Origin of the sequence: Providencia sp. PROV141, from assembly GCF_028481645.1 — a bacterium.
Lineage (GTDB): Bacteria > Pseudomonadota > Gammaproteobacteria > Enterobacterales > Enterobacteriaceae > Providencia > Providencia rettgeri.
Map to the genome: position 1 here is coordinate 36,848 of NZ_JAMPPR010000008.1, position 17,638 is coordinate 54,485.

The 17,638-nt window shown below is 38.9% G+C and carries 15 protein-coding genes; 11 read left to right on the plus strand and 4 right to left on the minus strand.

Going from position 1 to position 17,638, the window contains the following annotated elements; genetic code table 11:
* Positions 1-69: 69 nt before the first annotated feature.
* On the minus strand, positions 70-918 hold the full coding sequence (pdxK, locus tag PSF09_RS06540; protein WP_272683642.1) for a pyridoxine/pyridoxal/pyridoxamine kinase: 849 nt from the start codon (positions 916-918) through the stop codon (positions 70-72).
* A 634-nt stretch (positions 919-1,552) separates the two neighbouring features.
* Here pdxK and mdtJ point away from each other — a divergent pair.
* Positions 1,553-1,981 carry a multidrug/spermidine efflux SMR transporter subunit MdtJ gene (mdtJ, locus tag PSF09_RS06545; protein ID WP_272683643.1) on the plus strand — a complete coding sequence of 143 codons (429 nt, stop codon included), beginning with the start codon at positions 1,553-1,555 and terminating at the stop codon, positions 1,979-1,981.
* Between the two features lies 1 nt (position 1,982).
* Positions 1,983-2,315 (plus strand): multidrug/spermidine efflux SMR transporter subunit MdtI, encoded by a 333-nt coding sequence (gene mdtI / locus PSF09_RS06550; protein ID WP_112307026.1) that lies wholly within the window; start codon positions 1,983-1,985, stop codon positions 2,313-2,315.
* Positions 2,316-2,430: 115 nt separating this feature from the next.
* On the opposite strand, the gene PSF09_RS06555 is transcribed toward mdtI, so the two are convergent.
* Positions 2,431-2,778 carry a RidA family protein gene (locus tag PSF09_RS06555; RefSeq protein WP_004254978.1) on the minus strand — a complete coding sequence of 116 codons (348 nt, stop codon included), beginning with the start codon at positions 2,776-2,778 and terminating at the stop codon, positions 2,431-2,433.
* Between the two features lie 149 nt (positions 2,779-2,927).
* Here PSF09_RS06555 and PSF09_RS06560 point away from each other — a divergent pair, with 149 nt between their 5' ends.
* The 9 genes from PSF09_RS06560 (at position 2,928) to PSF09_RS06600 (ending at position 16,368) form a co-directional block, all read left to right on the plus strand.
* Positions 2,928-4,853 carry an ATP-dependent DNA helicase gene (locus tag PSF09_RS06560; RefSeq protein WP_272683644.1) on the plus strand — a complete coding sequence of 642 codons (1,926 nt, stop codon included), beginning with the start codon at positions 2,928-2,930 and terminating at the stop codon, positions 4,851-4,853.
* 94 nt (positions 4,854-4,947) lie between these two features.
* Entirely contained in the window at positions 4,948-5,646 is a 699-nt protein-coding gene (gene tsaB / locus PSF09_RS06565) for a tRNA (adenosine(37)-N6)-threonylcarbamoyltransferase complex dimerization subunit type 1 TsaB (RefSeq protein WP_272683645.1), read from the plus strand.
* 245 nt (positions 5,647-5,891) lie between these two features.
* Entirely contained in the window at positions 5,892-6,494 is a 603-nt protein-coding gene (locus PSF09_RS06570) for a Slp family lipoprotein (RefSeq protein WP_272683646.1), read from the plus strand.
* A gap of 430 nt (positions 6,495-6,924) precedes the next feature.
* Entirely contained in the window at positions 6,925-8,613 is a 1,689-nt protein-coding gene (fadD, locus tag PSF09_RS06575) for a long-chain-fatty-acid--CoA ligase FadD (RefSeq protein WP_210839219.1), read from the plus strand.
* 84 nt (positions 8,614-8,697) lie between these two features.
* Positions 8,698-9,819 (plus strand): ribonuclease D, encoded by a 1,122-nt coding sequence (gene rnd / locus PSF09_RS06580; protein WP_272664963.1) that lies wholly within the window; start codon positions 8,698-8,700, stop codon positions 9,817-9,819.
* A gap of 437 nt (positions 9,820-10,256) precedes the next feature.
* A complete protein-coding gene (locus PSF09_RS06585) occupies positions 10,257-11,000 on the plus strand; it encodes a Slam-dependent surface lipoprotein (protein WP_272664962.1) in 744 nt (247 codons plus the stop codon).
* Between the two features lie 87 nt (positions 11,001-11,087).
* Positions 11,088-12,500, plus strand: a complete 1,413-nt coding sequence (locus tag PSF09_RS06590; protein ID WP_272683647.1) for a surface lipoprotein assembly modifier — start codon at positions 11,088-11,090, stop codon at positions 12,498-12,500.
* 18 nt (positions 12,501-12,518) lie between these two features.
* Positions 12,519-15,527, plus strand: a complete 3,009-nt coding sequence (locus tag PSF09_RS06595) for a TonB-dependent receptor domain-containing protein (RefSeq protein ID WP_272683648.1) — start codon at positions 12,519-12,521, stop codon at positions 15,525-15,527.
* 67 nt (positions 15,528-15,594) lie between these two features.
* Positions 15,595-16,368, plus strand: coding sequence for an energy transducer TonB (locus PSF09_RS06600; RefSeq protein WP_272664959.1), 774 nt, complete (start codon positions 15,595-15,597; stop codon positions 16,366-16,368).
* A 151-nt stretch (positions 16,369-16,519) separates the two neighbouring features.
* Here the strand turns inward: PSF09_RS06600 and minE are convergent, their stop codons facing one another.
* Entirely contained in the window at positions 16,520-16,804 is a 285-nt protein-coding gene (gene minE, locus PSF09_RS06605; protein ID WP_004910733.1) for a cell division topological specificity factor MinE, read from the minus strand.
* Between the two features lie 3 nt (positions 16,805-16,807).
* Positions 16,808-17,623, minus strand: a complete 816-nt coding sequence (minD, locus tag PSF09_RS06610) for a septum site-determining protein MinD (RefSeq protein ID WP_004910734.1) — start codon at positions 17,621-17,623, stop codon at positions 16,808-16,810.
* Positions 17,624-17,638 lie beyond the last annotated feature (15 nt).

A 17,638-nucleotide genomic window follows, 5' to 3' on the forward strand; every position in this document is an offset into this window, starting at 1 on the left:
ATTAGACAGTGTATTGACTAAAATGGCGGGATTATCCCGCCATTTCTCTATGCTTCTTATATCGTGGTATTAAAGAATTAATTCACTACGCCCAGTAGCGGCCATGTGAATAATTGCTTGTTCGATACGTAAACACGCCATTTTAGCGGCATCAGGAACGGATAACCCAGCTAATAATTGTGCAGTGAGTTCTGCACCAAATAAATCCCCCGTTCCTTTTGGCGTGACAGGGTAACGTTTGTGGCGGATAACAGCCACGTTATCTTTGGTAACACAGACTACTTCGATATTATCATCATCAGGCTGGAAAGCACTTGTGATGATTACCCACTGGGTATTTCCTTTTAATAAGCTGCGGGCTGCAGCTGTCGCATCATCCAAATTATTAACTTGTCTGCCACTTAAGGTCATGAGCTCGAATTTGTTTGGAATAATGCCTGTTGCTAAAGGTATGACTTTATCACGGTAGACCTCGGCAATTTCAGGGGGAATATAAAAACCACTGTCCTCATCCCCCATGACTGGGTCAACAATAACCGGTAGTTCTGCTCGTTCTTTGCGGACGAGGGTTAACCAGTCAGCTAAGTCTTGAGCTTTTTCGGGGGAGCCTAGATAACCAGTCAAAATAGATCTTACAGAATCTAAACTACCACGTTCAACAAAACCGTTTAAATAACCACGAAACCACTCTCCAGGTAACTCCCCACCATAGCAAGTGGTATAATGAGGCGTATTACTCAGTACCACGGTAGGGACTGCCGCTACGCGTAAACCTTGTTTTGTCAACGCTGGAACGGCAATGCTATTCCCAACGCTGCCATAAATAACTTGCGATTGAATTGATACGACATCATAAGGTAATGGTGTTGCATCTGCGGCATTTTGGAAACTATTGGAGGTAAGGCTAAAGGTATTCATGGCTCTCTCTTCGGCATATTACAATCATATGGTTACTATAAGAAGCTTGTTCAATCAGGTTGTCAATGTTAAAAATCGAATAGCCTATTTTAGGTGTGATGAGAGTATAAAAAGTGGAATAAAGAGATTTTTTTATAAAATAATTCCAATGAAAAATTTATTGTTGTCGCTTGTTTATTCGTATAATTATTGATAGTTCAAGGGTTAATTAGCATATTAATGAATAGTTATGCATATTTCCATTCATTGCAAAAAATGTTTATATTCATTGACTTAATAAAATTGGCATGCTAAAAATAAGCTGAAATTAACTATCAACATGAGGGTTCGGAGTAAATTGGGTAGATGTCTACCTGATGAAAAGAATAAGATATCATGCTTAGCTCAACTAGCGGCAAGATCAGCAAGTCCCAAAAAAGAACGACACACAGGCTTTTCCTTTCAGCTATCCTTTCCAGTGAACACTACTGGTGTGGTGCATTATAGCGTCTCTCTCGATTATTCATTTCGCTGAATAAACTCAGCAACACGTTGTTATTTATTTGAATTTTCAACAACCACGCAATAGTAATTTATCTATTTGTTCTGTACAAAAAACAGGCTGTTACGTGGCTGTACATAGAGAGATATTATAATGATTTACTGGATATTTTTAGTATTAGCTATCGTTGCCGAGGTTATCGGTACATTATCAATGAAACATGCCAGCGTAAGTGGTGATTTGACCGGTATGGTGGTGATGTATGTCATGATAGCAACATCATACATTTTACTTGCCATTGCAGTTAAAAAAGTGGCATTAGGTGTCGCCTATGCACTCTGGGAAGGGATCGGTATTCTTTTTATCACAACATTTAGTGTCATGTGGTTTGGAGAATCACTATCACCGATGAAAATAGGTGGATTAGTATTACTGATCACTGGTATTGGGCTGATTAAATCAGGCACCAAAAAAGCCACCGTTCGTCAATCTGCGCAGAAAGTAAAACAAGTTACACAAAACGCGGTCAATGCAGCCAAAACAAATGCTTTGGTTGGGCGCGAAGCTAAGTCGGAGGCGTAATATGGCGAGTCATTTTGAATGGTGGCATGCTGCGTTTTTGGTCCTAGCAGTAATATTAGAAATCGCAGCCAACATTTTATTAAAAATGTCGAATGGATTTAAACGGTATTGGATAGGTATTCTCTCCCTAATTGCGGTACTCGGAGCCTTCAGTGCATTAGCGCAAGCGGTAAAAGGAATCGAGCTTTCAATTGCTTATGCGTTATGGGGAGCATTCGGTATTATCGCGACAGTAGCAGCAGGTTGGATTCTTTTCAATCAACGGCTAAATTATAAAGGTTGGGGGGGAATTGTGTTACTGTTGCTGGGAATGGTGCTTATTAAGATGTCATAATGCTCGTCATATTTTGCACTGTCACGTTGTTGGCTAGATTCTCAAAATATAACGGTTCAAAATAAAATGGGCGCTCATCATTGGCGTCCATTTTAATCAAAGAAAAGCTGTCTAATCAATCAATTGCTGCAACAATCTTAATTTCAACTTTATATTCAGGCTTCATCAACAATGCTTGGACAGTACAACGGACAGGCGCACTTCCTGCAACAACCCAAGCATCCCATGCCTGGTTCATACCAGCAAAATCGGCTTTATCAGCAAGAAAAATGGTGGCATCAAGAATTTTACTTTTGTCTGAACCAACACGTTCAAGCATCACATCAATTGCCGCGAGCGTGTTTGCTGTTTGAGCAACAATATCAGCGTCAAGGTTTTCAGGCACACTGGTGTAGTAAATTACATTATTGTGAATAACAGCTTCAGACCAACGATTATCCGGGTCAATACGTTTGATAGTCATAATTATTCCTTATTATACATGTGGCTCAAGAATAACAGTTTGTTGGCTGGATGAAAATCAGTTGTTCAAGAGGACAATAATTACCTCAGCAGGGTTAATAAACTCATGGTAAAGTGTGCCCTCATTATTACTAATAAATAGGTCTTGTAGTGCACGACGATTTTTCTGCGGATGGCTTTTTAGCCAGAACAATTCCCGGTTTTCAGCCTCGAGAAGCACAAGTTACAATGTCGAACGCAGTCACTGAGTCGATTGAGCAACAGCATGTGCTGGTGGCGGAAGCAGGTACTGGAACAGGGAAAACTTATGCTTATTTAGTTCCTGCATTGCGTAGTGGAAAAAAAGTCATTGTTTCAACGGGGTCAAAAGCCTTACAAGATCAACTGTATCACCGGGATTTACCGACAATTATTGATGCCATGAATTACACTGGGCGTACAGCCTTGTTAAAGGGGCGATCAAATTATTTATGCTTAGAGCGATTAGACCAACAGTCCCTCGGTGGTGGTAGCCTTGAACCTGAAATATTATCAGCGGTGGTTAGGCTACGCAGTTGGTCAATCGAATCTGAGCTAGGTGATACGAGTACCTGCCATGATATCGCTGAAGACAGCCCAGTTTGGCCGTTAGTGACGAGTACTAATGATAATTGTCTCGGCAGCGATTGCCCACGTTACCAAGATTGTTTTGTCTTAAAAGCACGACGTAAAGCCTTAGAAGCAGATATTGTTGTTGTAAATCATCATTTATTTATGGCTGATAGAGTCGTGAAAGACACGGGTTTTGGTGAGCTAATTCCCCAAGCAGAAGTCATGATTTTTGATGAAGCGCACCAAATTCCTGATATAGCTAGCCAATATTTTGGTCAGCAGCTTAGCAGTCGTCAACTGCTTGATCTTGCTCGCGATATGATTATGACTTATCGAACTGAGTTAAAAGACCAAGTACAACTACAAAAAAGTGCAGATAGGCTCACTCAAAGTACACTGGATTTCCGGCTCAATTTGGGGGAAAACAGCTTTCGTGGCAATTTACGTGATTTACTAAAACGCCCTGAAGTACAAAGAGCATTGACACTACTTGATGATTCTCTTGAACTTTGTTACGAAGTGATCAAAACCACTTTAGGCCGATCACAGAGCTTAGACTCTATTTTTGAGCGCGTCACTATTTACCGAAATCGTTTGAATCGTTTAAAAGATGTGACGATTGCGGGTTATAGTTATTGGTTTGAAAGTTATGGTCGTCATTTTCTATTGGCGCTTACCCCCTTAACGGTTGCAGATAAATTCAGTGAAATGATTGCAAATACGCCAGCCAGTTGGGTCTTCACATCAGCAACTTTGTCGGTAAATGAAAAATTAAGCCACTTCACTGACCGTTTAGGTTTAGTCACAGCAAAAACGTTACTATTAGCCAGTCCATTTGATTATCAAAGCCAAACCTTATTATGTGTTCCGCGTTTTTTACCCGAACTCAATCAACGAGGTCTAGCGCAAAAATTGGCAACAATGCTACGGCCTATGATTGAAAAAAATCAAGGGCGCTGTTTCTTTTTATGTACATCGCATCTCATGATGCGTGAATTGGCCGAAGAGTTTAAATCCACATTGACATTACCCGTCTTAATGCAAGGGGAAAGCAGTAAAAATAAACTGTTATCCCAATTCATCTCAGCAGGGAATGCCGTGTTAGTTGCGACCAGTAGTTTTTGGGAAGGGGTTGATGTGCGAGGTGATGAACTGACTTGTGTGATTATCGATAAACTCCCATTTACTGCTCCGGATGACCCGTTATTAAGAGCGCGTATCGAAGATTGTGAATTACGGGGCGGAGACCCTTTTTCTGATGTTCAATTACCAGATGCAGTGATTACCTTAAAACAAGGTGTCGGGCGGTTAATTCGTGATACCAGTGATTATGGGGTTATCGTTATTTGTGATAACCGTTTAGTGACGCGTCCTTATGGTGAAGTTTTTTTACGCAGCCTTCCGCCATCACCACGAACAAGAAGTATACAAAAAGCAATTGCATTTCTTGAAGATAAAAGGCAAGAAGCCAATAGAACAAGGTAAATCTTAGCTTGTTTTTCTGCTATTCCTACAGCCGTTTGTGCTAATATAAACGGCATCTTTTAATCAAAATCTATTTATTTGCCGGAGTTTAGGCATGTCGAGTCGTATTCTTGCTGTTGATACAGCAACAGAAGCCTGTTCAGTCGCACTTTGGTGTGAGGGTGATATTATTTCGCGTTTTGCGATTTCTCCTCGCGAGCACACACAAAAAATTTTACCCATGGTAGAGGAAGTTCTTGCAGAAGCAGGAATGGGGTTGAACCAGCTAGATGCATTAGCTTTCGGGCGTGGTCCAGGCAGCTTTACGGGGGTTCGTATTGGTGTTGGTATCGCACAAGGGTTAGCATTAGGGGCTAATTTGCCCATGATTGGCGTGTCCTCTTTGATGACTCTTGCCGAAGGCGCTTTTCGCACTGCAGGGCATGAGCACGTGCTAGTGGCTATTGATGCACGGATGTCAGAAATCTATTGTGCCCAATATCAGCGAACATCCGAAGGCCTCTGGTTAGGTGAAGAAACCGAAGCTGTTCTACTTCCCGATGATTTTAAAAATAAATTTACTGAGCTTTCAGGGGCTTGGGGTTATGCAGGTACCGGATGGGAAGCGTATCCTTCATTGCTGAATGACTCAGCGTCATTGTCTAACAGTCATATTACGCTGCCTGATGCGCAAGATATGTTACCCATTGCGGCTCAATTATGGCAACAGGGAAAAGTGGTTGCCGTTGAAAACGTCGAACCTACTTACCTACGTAATGAAGTTACATGGAAAAAATTGCCTGGTCGTGAATAGTACGCAGGAAATTAATTGATTTTGCATTGGCTATACCCTGTGGTATAGCCAATTTTTTATAGTAAACAGAAAACAAATCAAATATTGAATAATAAAAATACAAATCGAATCATTCAATAATTTAGGATATTATTAGGGTGTAATGAAATTTTTATGGCTGCTTTTAACATATCGTGTTTTGTTTGCTAAATGCTATTTAAAACTGTATTACCTGAATTTATAATATCGCTAATCGGAGGTGGTCTATGAACATTGAATTAAACTACCGTAATGCACTTAAAAGCCTTTTTGTTGCAAGCGTATTAGCACTGACAGGGTGTGTTTCGATACCTGCTTCAATTCAAGGTTCGGTGCAAAACCCAACAGATAACTTAATTTCCGTACAAAATGCCCCTGAAATGTATATTGGTCAGGAAGCACGTTTTGGTGGGAAAGTCCTTGCAGTTGAAAATGAAGCAGCAAGAACACGGTTAGAAATTGCGGTGATGGCATTAAATAAATATGATGCCGCGCCAGAACTCAATGCCCCTTCTATTGGGCGTATTTATGCATACCTAAATGGTTTTCGTGAACCAAGTGATTTTACTAACCGTTATATCACTGTGGTGGGGAAAATCACTGGTGAGCAACAAGGGAAAGTAGGGCAAGTTCCTTATAAGTATGTCACGTTAGATGTGACAGGTTTCCAACGCTGGAATGTCGCTCAAAGTGTCATGCTTCCGCCGTCTGGCCCGTGGGGGTATGGTTATTATGGCGACCCGTATTTTTATAACCACCCATGGGGCTATGGTTATGGATACGGTTATCCTGGAGGCCCAGTCCCCGTACAAACGTATCTAACAGAATAATGATTATTTTTCTTTATTTGAAAGCCCTGCTTATAGTAGGGCTTTTTTGTTGGTATAGATAAATTATCTAAATATGTGCTAACAGATGAAAGTACGTAATAAAAACATTAACTAAAATTTAGTTCCAATAAAAATGACTTTAGTTAACGTAATAGGTTAAATCCCTTCTTAAGTGACTAGATAAGCTCTCCAAAAACAACGTAACATCATGTATAATTGCGCAATCTTGTACGGATTTATATCTGTTTAACTAATTTAAGATAAACAAGGCGGCTTAGTCCGCCTTGTTTTTTCTTGAAGGAACAAAATTTATTTAGTGATAGACCTCTCAACCTTGACATTGTCTGTTTTTCAAACTGGTACGCTGAGTTAATAATTTGTTAAAAGAGATGTTGAGTATAATAACTTCACTAAATTCAGGAGTAACATTTTGGAAAAAATCTGGCTAAAAAATTACCCTGCTGATGTGCCGGAAGAAATCAATCCTGATAACTTCGCTTCTCTAGCAGAGTTACTTGAAAATGCGGTTTCTCAATTTGCCGACCAACCTGCTTTCATTAACATGGGGGCGGTGATGACTTATCGGAAGCTTGAAGAGAGAAGTCGCGCTTTTGCTGCCTACTTACAAAATGGACTTGGCCTTAAAAAAGGGGATCGTGTCGCATTAATGATGCCAAACCTATTACAATATCCGATTGCTTTGTTTGGGGTATTACGAGCAGGAATGGTTGTAGTAAATGTTAATCCACTCTATACCCCAAGAGAATTAGAGCATCAATTGAATGATAGCGGTGCAACAGCGATTGTGATTGTATCGAATTTTGCGCATACGCTGGAAAAAATTGTTTTCAATACCAAAGTGAAACACGTCATTTTAACGCGGATGGGTGACCAACTTTCACGTCCTAAAGCCACGATTGTTGATTTTGTAGTTAAGTATGTCAAACGCTTAGTTCCTAAATATCATTTACCAGATGCTATTTCCTTTCGCCGTGCTATGCATTATGGCTATCGTATGCAGTATATTAAACCTAACATTACCGGTGATGACTTGGCCTTTTTGCAATACACGGGTGGAACAACCGGTGTTGCTAAAGGGGCGATGTTAACTCATCGCAACATGTTAGCAAATATTGAGCAAGCAAGAGCGGCTTACGGGCCTGTACTGAAATTTGGGGCTGAATTTGTTGTCACTGCTTTACCGCTGTATCACGTTTTCGCTTTGACGGTTAACTGCTTATTGTTTATTACAGTAGGGGGAGTTAACTTATTGATTACCAACCCTAGAGATGTACCTGATACCGTAAAACAACTAGGACGTTATCCCGTTACGTCAATCACCGGTGTTAACACGTTATTTAATGCGTGGCTGCATAATGAAGAGTTCAAAAAATTAGATTTTTCACGTTTACGTCTTTCAGTTGGAGGCGGAATGCCTGTTCAAAAAGCCGTTGCAGAAAAATGGCAGAAGCTGACTGGGAAACATTTGCTCGAAGGGTATGGGTTAACAGAATGTGCACCACTAGTAACGGGTAATCCTTATAATTTAACCAGTTATAGTGGAAGCATTGGTTTACCTGTTCCGTCAACAGATGTTAAATTCCTTGATGACGATGGCAATGAAGTCGCTATTGGTGAGCCTGGCGAAATGTGGGTAAAAGGTCCACAAGTCATGAAAGGGTATTGGAACCGGCCTGATTCCACCGCGGACACGATAGTGGATGGTTGGTTAGCGACGGGGGATATCGCAGAAATAGATAGCGAAGGTTATATTCGTATTGTTGATCGTAAAAAAGATATGATCATCGTTTCAGGTTTTAACGTCTATCCAAATGAAATTGAAGATGTTATTTCTGCACATCCAGACGTTATAGAATGTGCCGCAATTGGCGTACCAAGTGAAAGTACAGGAGAAGCGGTTAAAGTTTTTGTTGTAACGAAAAATGCGAATTTAACGGGGGATGAGCTAAAAACCTTTTGCCGTCGTTCATTAACCGCGTATAAAGTACCTAAGATATTTGAATTTCGTGATGAATTACCAAAATCTAATGTGGGTAAAATTTTGCGTAAAGACCTACGTGATGAAGAAAAATTGCAAAGAGAAAAATCACCAGTATGATTGTGGTTTAGTCTTAAACAAAGAATAGATGACGCCGGTTTTAACCGGCGTCATTGTGATGAAAATAAAAAAGAGAAACTTGTTTTGAATTATCGTTTAGTAACTACAGATAGTGAATTAGCCCAAGTATGCCAAGAGGCTAGTAATGCACCATGGCTCGCTTTGGATACCGAGTTTGTTCGTACCCGAACATATTACCCACAACTAGGTTTGCTACAGCTATATGATGGAAAGCAAGTTTCGTTAATTGACCCATTATTAATGACGGATTTTAGCCCATTCAAAACGCTTTTAACTAACCCTGAACAACTGAAATTTTTACATGCGGGGAGTGAAGACCTCGAAGTGTTTATGCATGATTTCGATTGTGTACCTGAGCCAATGGTCGACACACAAGTTGTGGCTGCATTTTTAGGTTACCCAATTTCTTGTGGTTTCGCGTCATTGGTTGCTGAACATTTAGGTATTGAGCTAGACAAAAGTGAATCACGGACAGACTGGCTCGCGCGTCCGCTAAGCGAAAAACAATGTGATTATGCAGCGGCGGATGTACTGTATTTGCTACCATTAGCTGAAATTTTAATGGGAAAAGTGACTGAAGCAGGCTATTTGGAAGATGTAAAAGATGAGTGCCAACGTGTTGTCGCTCGTCGGCAAAAAACACTAAAGCCAGAAAAAGCCTACATGAATATCCATAATGCGTGGCAACTACGTGATGAACAGCTCGCTTGCCTACAGTTATTAGCACAATGGCGTTTAAACCAAGCTAAAGCACGTGATATGGCGGTCAATTTTGTGGTGAAAGAAGAGCACCTGTGGAAAGTAGCCCGCTATTTACCAGGCTCTCTTGGTGAACTTGATGCACTTGGTTTAACGGGGCAAGAAATTCGTTGCCATGGTAAGCGTTTATTAGCGATTGTCGAACAAGCAAAACAACTTGATGAAAGCCAATACCCAACACCGGTGGCGAATATTACTGAACAGAGCCAGTACAAAAGCGTATTTAAAGAAATTAAAGCGCTGGTTAAAGATATTGCTGAAAACGAAAAATTTAATGCAGAATTATTGGCCTCTAGACGGCAAATTAACCAATTACTATCGATTCATTGGGGGTTAAAGTCTTCGGTTACACCTCCTGAGCTATTGGCTGGTTGGCGAGGGCGGTTACTCGCTGAGCCCATAGCAAAGCTCTTAGCAAGCATATAGCGTATTATTAGGTACAAGAAGAGTACTTCTTGTACCTAATTTAAATAACCTAACCTAGCCTACTTTCTCCACCTGTATTTCATTTATATTTATTATTTATTAATAAAATTATAAAAACATACGTTTTATTTATTAATATATTTATTCTGCGTTAAATCAATAATTGTAATTACTCTTAAAAATAAAATTAATTCTTAATGAAAACCCTAATAAATAAAATTAGATATTATAGGGTTTTTAATTAACCATTTAAAAAATAAAAGGTTATTTTTTCATGTTTTCCAATAATAAAAAATTGAATTATATTCCTCTCATTTGTAAATAAAAATCATTTGCATATACTCAATCTCGAACATTAAAGGAAAGTATAAACTTTTATTTAATGTATCTTTTTAAAAAACTACCTAATTAAAACTTCTATTGAAAAGGACGCGAAAATGAAGAAATTATCATTAATTACAGTTGCTGTATCTTTCTCTATATTTTCTGTTGGTGTTATGGCAGAAACGGTATCAAAGCAAAGCTTAGATTATGGATATAATCAAACAAATATTATTGTCGATAAAACTCAATCAACCATGGGGCCACACGGGGGGAGTATCGGTGCACCGGGAATTGGTTCTCGCTTTATGAAGGAAGGCAAAACCATATCATTTTCTGGCTTAAAATATATGGTAACACAAAAGCCAGACAACGTGTATGTTTTGGAAAGTGGCGGTAGCCCGCACGGTGGCATGGGAAAGTTCCAATTTAGTCAAGTTGCAGATGCCGAGGTATATTTCGGTGATTGGTCACAAACTGGCTTAGCCGATGATGCAATGCACACGGTTTATTTCTCCGGTGCAAATGCAACAACAGAAGTCCCAACCAGTGGCCAAGCAACTTATTCTATAGCGGGTATTAACCAGTTCGCTGGTGAAGCAAAACAGACGGGTTGGTTTAATGCAAATTTTGCGGATAAATCATATACAGGTGCATTAGAAGGAACGAATAGCCACTCCATGGCGGGGAACATTGAAGAGGATGGTAAATTTAGTGGTACTGCTATTGCCAATGAAACACATTATGGTAACAGCATGGGACAACTATTTGGTAATAATGCAGAACAAGTGGCCGGTATTCTTTCTTATGATAACAATCGTGAGTTAGACACGGCATTTGGTGGGCAGAAAGACGAATAATTACTGAAAATATAATTGGATAAAAAAAGTAGGCAAAAGAAAACTTGTCTACTTTTTTATTTGTATTATTAAAATGGTAGCCTTAACATGTCTATTTTTAATAAAAAAACAAAGTTAATATATGTAATTTTATTATTACTTTTACCTATACATTCAATACAGGCCGTTCAATATTTAAAAATGGAGGTAACTAATATTCTAAATGGTTATAGTAACAAAAAACATCAATCAGAAATAAATAATGTAAAATATAGTAAAAAAAACATCGACGAACTTGGCTTTATTCTTTATGATCTAATTCAGAAGAGAAATTTTGACGCAATAAATAAAATCATTGATAACTATGTTAGTCATAAAGACCATGATAAAGAATTGGTTAAATATATTTACTCTGAAAGGGCGATATTAAATAATGAATATGACTTGGCAATTAGGTTATATAATGAAATTTTAATTCACAAGCCTAATATGCTTTTGGTTGAGTTAAAACTTGCACGAGCACTAACTTATGTTAAACATTATGAGACAGCATTATCGATATATCAGAATATAAAAACAAAACATAGCGGGGGAATATCAAGTAAGTTAGCTGAATATATTGAAAATAAAAAAATATATTTAGAGAATAAAAATCGCTGGCAAGGAATGGTTAAGCTAGGTTCAAGTTATGATTTTAATTTAAATGAAGCATCAAATAGCCGTGAAATGTACTGTTTTCGTAGTAAATGTATGAATAGCAGCAATCAGTCTATCGCAGGTGGAAAATGGCATTATTATATTAAATCAACAAAGCGGTTTCCTCTCGTTGGTAACCATTCAGGGCTATTATCATTCGGTGCGTTTGGGTTAGAACCGATGAAAACAGTTACGGCTAGAAAAATAAATATATTTGTTAGCGGGGGTTATCAATTTGAAAATGCGAATACAAAAATCGGCATATTGCCAATATTTGAAGCCAAATGGCATGATAACCAATATTATAATTTAAGCCTAGGAGGAAAAATAGCAACAGAATATACGTTAAATCATCGAGTAACTATTTTAGGCGATTTTGAATATAAAAATAAAACGTATCCTCATGAGTATAGTTTTAATGATGGTGATAAATGGATCTATTCACTATTTGGAACTTATTTAGTTGATTCTCAGTTAGTCGCTTTTGGGGGAATACATGGAGCCAATCGGGAAAAACAACGCAATAGTGATAGTTATTCACAGTATGGGATTAGAGCCGGTTTTTTAAAGGTCACCGAGTTGTGTGATTTTCTTGTTGCGGTAGGTTACAAGCAAACAAATTTCGAACAGTTTGATGTGTATTTAAATGTAAAAAGAAAAGATCATAATAAATATTTAAATGCCCAAATAACATTTGATAAAAATAAAATATTAACCTTTACACCTTCTATTTATTTTAATAGCCAAGTTAATAAAAGCACGGCAGATATTATTTATTCTTTTAAGCAAAGTGAAGTCGGTGTCAATTTCACCAAGAAATTTTAATTTTCACCGGAACAGATAATGAAAATCAAAACAGTGATAGCCATTAATATCGCAACAGGGTTATCTATTAGCAGTATTACAAGTTTAGTCTACGCCCAACAAAGCGAAAACATCGGCTCTATTGTGGTAAATGATAAAGCGACCACTATCAAAGAGCGTGATAGAAAAGGGGCGGACGACCAATATGATAAAGATGAATCAAATATTTATATCAGTAAAGAAGAAATTGATCGTTATAAAGGCACTAACCCCGCAGACACCATTAACCATGCTGTAGGGGTATATAGTGGGGATGCCCGTAATAGTGGGGCGATAGACCCCAATGTACGAGGGATACAGGGGCAAGGGCGTGTTCCGGTGACTGTGGATGGTACAGAACAGGCTATCACTGTGTGGCGTGGCTATAACGGGGCGAATAACCGCAATTATATCGACCCGAATATGATTAGCAGTATTAAAGTAATGAAAAGCGCAACGCTAGACCGCAATGTGCGTACATCGACAGGCGGTGGAGTTGCCATAACAACGCTAGGCATTGATGACGTTGTGGATAAATACGGCAAGTTTGGTTTTGATATTAAATTAGAAACATCGAGTAACTCTACAAAGCCGCGGATTAACCATTTAAACCACGGTATCGATTACCGTGATGATAAGCGCCTAATGAGTTCATTAGAGATCCAGAAGTTTCGTGGAATTTATTTTCAAGATCACGAAATGCTGGTTGATGCTCGTAGTAAAGGTAACGCCAAATTCTTTAATCTGAAAGATAACGCAGCGCGCATTGCCATTGGGACACGGCAAGAAAAGTTTGATTTGATGTTGGCATACAGCTACCGCAACCAAGGCAACTATTTTGCAGGGCGCCGTGGGGCGGATAAATTTTATGATGATATCATTACCTATGACCCTAATAACCCGAATAAGGCGATAGACCCCTATATACCCTTTGTAGCTAGAATTTACGGGCCAAATACAGAGGTGGCGAATACCTCGAATGAAATGTCGACGTTGTTGACTAAATTAAATTTGATGTTACCGAATGCGCAAGATTTATCTCTGGGTTATATGCGTACAGTGAGTCATTATGGCGAAATCATGCCATCACAAATTCGTTACTATGATCTTGAGGGGAAAATTCCGCAATGGCCCTTGGCTAACTTAGCCTTAAATACGTTTTATGCCAATTACTCGTTCAAACCCGAGTCCATTGGTTGGATTGATTTTCGCTTAGGTTATTGGTTAACAAAGACCGATTTAAATTCAAATACCGCAGGGGGGCAACCAAGGGAACCATTAGAAAGGGATTGGAATTATGAACTCAACCGAGATAATGGTGTGGGTAAAAACCCTGCTATCAATGGCACCTTAGTTGATGGCATTAAATTAAACCAACTTAACGATCGCTATGGTGTCTCATTATCCAATAAATTTCAAATTACACCTGAATTTAAAGTGACTTTAATGGGAAGCTTAATTGATGAAACCATTGGTAGCCGTGAAGATATTTTTAATTCGGATTCTAGCCCCAAGGGGAACATGTTCCGTGCTATCCCAAGGGAAGGTAAGCGTCGGGAATATAATGGTACTGTTCGGTTTGATTGGCAGCCAACTGATTGGTTAAGCCTGAATGCAGGGGCGCAATATATTAGTTACTGGTCAAGGGATTTATTAAAAGAGAGACGCATTGCGGCCAAAGATGTAAATTATGCGCCCTATAGCCATATAACCGCTCGAAACTATAGGTTATCCCGTTTATTAAGTGCAGAAGAATACCAAACAATACAGCAGTATGTTGATGATAAAGGGAAGACATTTAAAGATACAGTAGAAAGATCTTATGAAAGGCGAATTTTTATCGAGAAAGCGCTAAAAATGAAAAAGAATGCTTTAGGATATACAGGCTTTAATCAACGCAATAGGAAAAATTTAGAATTTAGAATCACAGAAATGGACCATATAGTGAAATGGAAGGTCGATGAAAATAACCGATTTATACGCAAAAATAACCCATTCTATAATGGGGAAGTTGATTTAAAAGAAGAAGCAATAGACCCTGTAACTGGCTTAAAAGCCAAAAAACATCGATTGGGGCATAGTAATACTTATGGATCAGATGAAGTGTTCTATACAGATGACCAAAAATTTAAAGCGCCGAAAAGAAATGAAGAATCAGCTTGGGCTCCGGCATTAGGGGCAACAATTTATTTAACAGAGAACGACCGAATATTTGGGCGTTATTTAGAAACCGTTAGAATGCCTAGTATCTTTGAAGACACTATTGGTTTTTCGGGGGGAAGAGAGCCGAATTACACACCACCGGTTTATTTGCCAGAACGCAGCCATACGATAGAACTGGGATATGTGCGTAATTTCCAAGAACTGGTTGCGGCAGAAAATCATGCTGACTTACGTATAAATTACTACAACACCGTAGTCACAAATGCCTTTGATAGGAACGACAGGTTAGTCTTTACGCAGGTTGATAAACATAATACGGCTGGTTTGGAGCTATTGGCACGTTATGATAATGGCTGGGTATTTGGTGACTTAGGGGTAGATTACCGCTTAAAAAATGAAGTTTGTGATGAAGTCTCATTGATGGTGATGGACCCCTATAACAAGTTTGGGGGCTCAGAGTGTACAACAGCAGGGTTCCCCAATGGCTATTTACGTACTCAATTGCAACCCAAATACAGTATTCATGCCAATCTAGGTCTACGCTTCTTAGATGAAAGCTTGGAAGTGGGTAGCCGTATGCGTTATCACAGTAAAGCAAAAAATGAGGATGAGGCAGAAATGATAGATAAATATCCATTCTCATATGCACCATTAAATAATAGCCCAATGAGCTGGAATGCGGTTTTTACTGCTGATGCTTATGTTAATTACCAGTTTAATAAAGACCTATCGTTTGAATTATTAGCCACGAATTTATTTGATGAATATTATATTGATCCTCTAACCCGCAGTATGATGCCGGCACCGGGTAGAACTATACGCTTCAATGTAACAAGTCGCTTCTAAAAGGAATTCCCCTTCGTTGATGTAGTTATGTTTTGGCATTAGCGAAGGGGCTATTAGGGATATTAAAATGCTTACTCTACGTTTTAATTTTGCTGTTATGGTTTCGCTATTATTTCATTTTGGTATCGTTTTTTATTGCTTAAGTGCTGAAAAAACACGTCATGCACAAATTTATACGCCAATAAAGGCGGCGATTATCTCTATTGCATTGACGCAAAATGTAATTGAAAGGCAAATAAATGATGTCACATTAAATAATAAGCGAACTGGCGGTTTACTTTCTGAGTCGCAACAAAATGAAAATGCGGTAATCAAAGTTGCTGATAAAAAAAGTACGCATAGTGATGAAAATAAAGTTTCGGATGTACAGAAAAAAGTTATCGAGAAAAAAGAACAAAAACAACCAAATAAGAAAATAATTAAGCAGAAAGAAGAACAACAACAAAACAAAAAAAACGATGATGTAAAACAAGAACAACAAGCAGGCCAAAATAGTGCTTTGTCAAATGCCGCTGGGGAACAGGGTGCGCAAAATACGAGGGCAGTAGGGGATAATATAAGTGCGAATTATCAATCTTATATTGATAAATTACGTAGAGAAATAGAGCGCCATAAACGTTACCCAAGAAAAGCAAGAAATACCCATACCCAAGGAAAGGTTTTGGTGAATTTTACGCTTACGTCATCGGGGGAGATAACAAGAGTGAGTATTGCTAAGTCTTCTATGCATACACAACTCGACCAAGCTGCGTTAACGGCTATAGCAAAGAGTCGCTCTGTTGGTATACCACCAGAGGGTTTAAAGAAACAGATAACATTGTCAATTGAATTCGAGTTATAAATTGCCAAATAGAGGGTGGCTTTCAATCTGAATAGATGTTTGAAATTAGCGCCCGAGGGGGGGGCTTTATTTATTTTTATATTAATAAGATAAAAGCAAGCCGCGACCTATTGAATTAATCCTAAAATTAGACAGCGGCTTTCTTTGCAAATTACTTTTCTTCTGTTGTTGTTTTTATTTCGTCACCTTCAGGTAGCGTAACGTTTAGTTCAAGAACAGAAATATCATCCCCTTTTTGCTCAAATTGCACTGATAACATCTCAGGGTCAACTTGGACATACTTACAGATAACCTGCAAAATATCTCTTTTCATATCTGCAAGATATGGGGGCTCGCTATCACCGCGGCGGCGTTCTGCGACGATGATTTGTAATCGCTCTTTTGCGATATTCGCTGTCGTTTTTTTTCTCGACAGAAAGAAATCCAATAAAGCCATTATTTATCCCCCAAATAGGCGTTTTAAGAAACCTTTTTTCTCTTCTTCAATGAAACGGATAGGGCGATCTTCACCTAAAATACGAGCAACACAATCATCATAGGCTTGGCCTGCATCAGATTCTGTATCCAAAATGACCGGTTCACCTTGGTTAGAAGAGCGCAGTACAGATTGGTCTTCCGGAATAACACCAATCAAAGGAATACATAAGATTTCCAGAACATCTTCCATGCTTAGCATATCGCCACGGGTTACACGGCCAGGGTTATAGCGTGTTAACAATAAGTGTTCTTTAATCGGTTCTTCACCTTTTTCTGCACGACGTGATTTTGACGCTAAAATACCTAAAATACGGTCAGAGTCACGGACAGAAGACACTTCCGGGTTGGTAGTGATAATGGCTTCGTCAGCAAAATAGAGCGCCATTAAAGCGCCACTTTCGATACCAGCGGGGGAATCACAAACAATAAAATCAAAACCAAGGTCGTCGCTCAATTCGTCAAGAATTTTGCCTACTCCTTCTCGAGTTAATGCGTCTTTATCGCGTGTTTGTGAAGCAGGTAAAATAAATAAATTTTCGGTGCGCTTATCTTTGATTAAAGCCTGATTCAGGGTCGCATCACCTTGGATAACGTTTACGAAGTCATAGACTACTCGACGTTCACACCCCATGATGAGGTCAAGGTTACGTAGGCCGATATCAAAATCGATCACTACTGTTTTATTCCCTTTTTGTGCCAGGCCAGTAGCTATGGCCGCGCTTGAAGTGGTTTTACCAACGCCACCTTTACCTGAAGTCACTACAATTATGCGTGCCATGAATAATTCCTTGTA

Bases quoted from the DNA above. Each gene is read 5' to 3' on its own strand.
- mdtI (WP_112307026.1), top strand. From the start codon at position 1,983: ATGGCGAGTCATTTTGAATGGTGGCATGCTGCGTTTTTGGTCCTAGCA.
- PSF09_RS06570 (WP_272683646.1), top strand. From the start codon at position 5,892: ATGAACATTGAATTAAACTACCGTAATGCACTTAAAAGCCTTTTTGTT.
- pdxK (WP_272683642.1), bottom strand. From the start codon at position 918: ATGAATACCTTTAGCCTTACCTCCAATAGTTTCCAAAATGCCGCAGAT.
- tsaB (WP_272683645.1), top strand. From the start codon at position 4,948: ATGTCGAGTCGTATTCTTGCTGTTGATACAGCAACAGAAGCCTGTTCA.
- PSF09_RS06585 (WP_272664962.1), top strand. From the start codon at position 10,257: ATGAAGAAATTATCATTAATTACAGTTGCTGTATCTTTCTCTATATTT.
- mdtJ (WP_272683643.1), top strand. From the start codon at position 1,553: ATGATTTACTGGATATTTTTAGTATTAGCTATCGTTGCCGAGGTTATC.
- minE (WP_004910733.1), bottom strand. From the start codon at position 16,804: ATGGCTTTATTGGATTTCTTTCTGTCGAGAAAAAAAACGACAGCGAAT.
- PSF09_RS06600 (WP_272664959.1), top strand. From the start codon at position 15,595: ATGCTTACTCTACGTTTTAATTTTGCTGTTATGGTTTCGCTATTATTT.
- minD (WP_004910734.1), bottom strand. From the start codon at position 17,623: ATGGCACGCATAATTGTAGTGACTTCAGGTAAAGGTGGCGTTGGTAAA.
- PSF09_RS06590 (WP_272683647.1), top strand. From the start codon at position 11,088: ATGTCTATTTTTAATAAAAAAACAAAGTTAATATATGTAATTTTATTA.
- PSF09_RS06595 (WP_272683648.1), top strand. From the start codon at position 12,519: ATGAAAATCAAAACAGTGATAGCCATTAATATCGCAACAGGGTTATCT.
- PSF09_RS06555 (WP_004254978.1), bottom strand. From the start codon at position 2,778: ATGACTATCAAACGTATTGACCCGGATAATCGTTGGTCTGAAGCTGTT.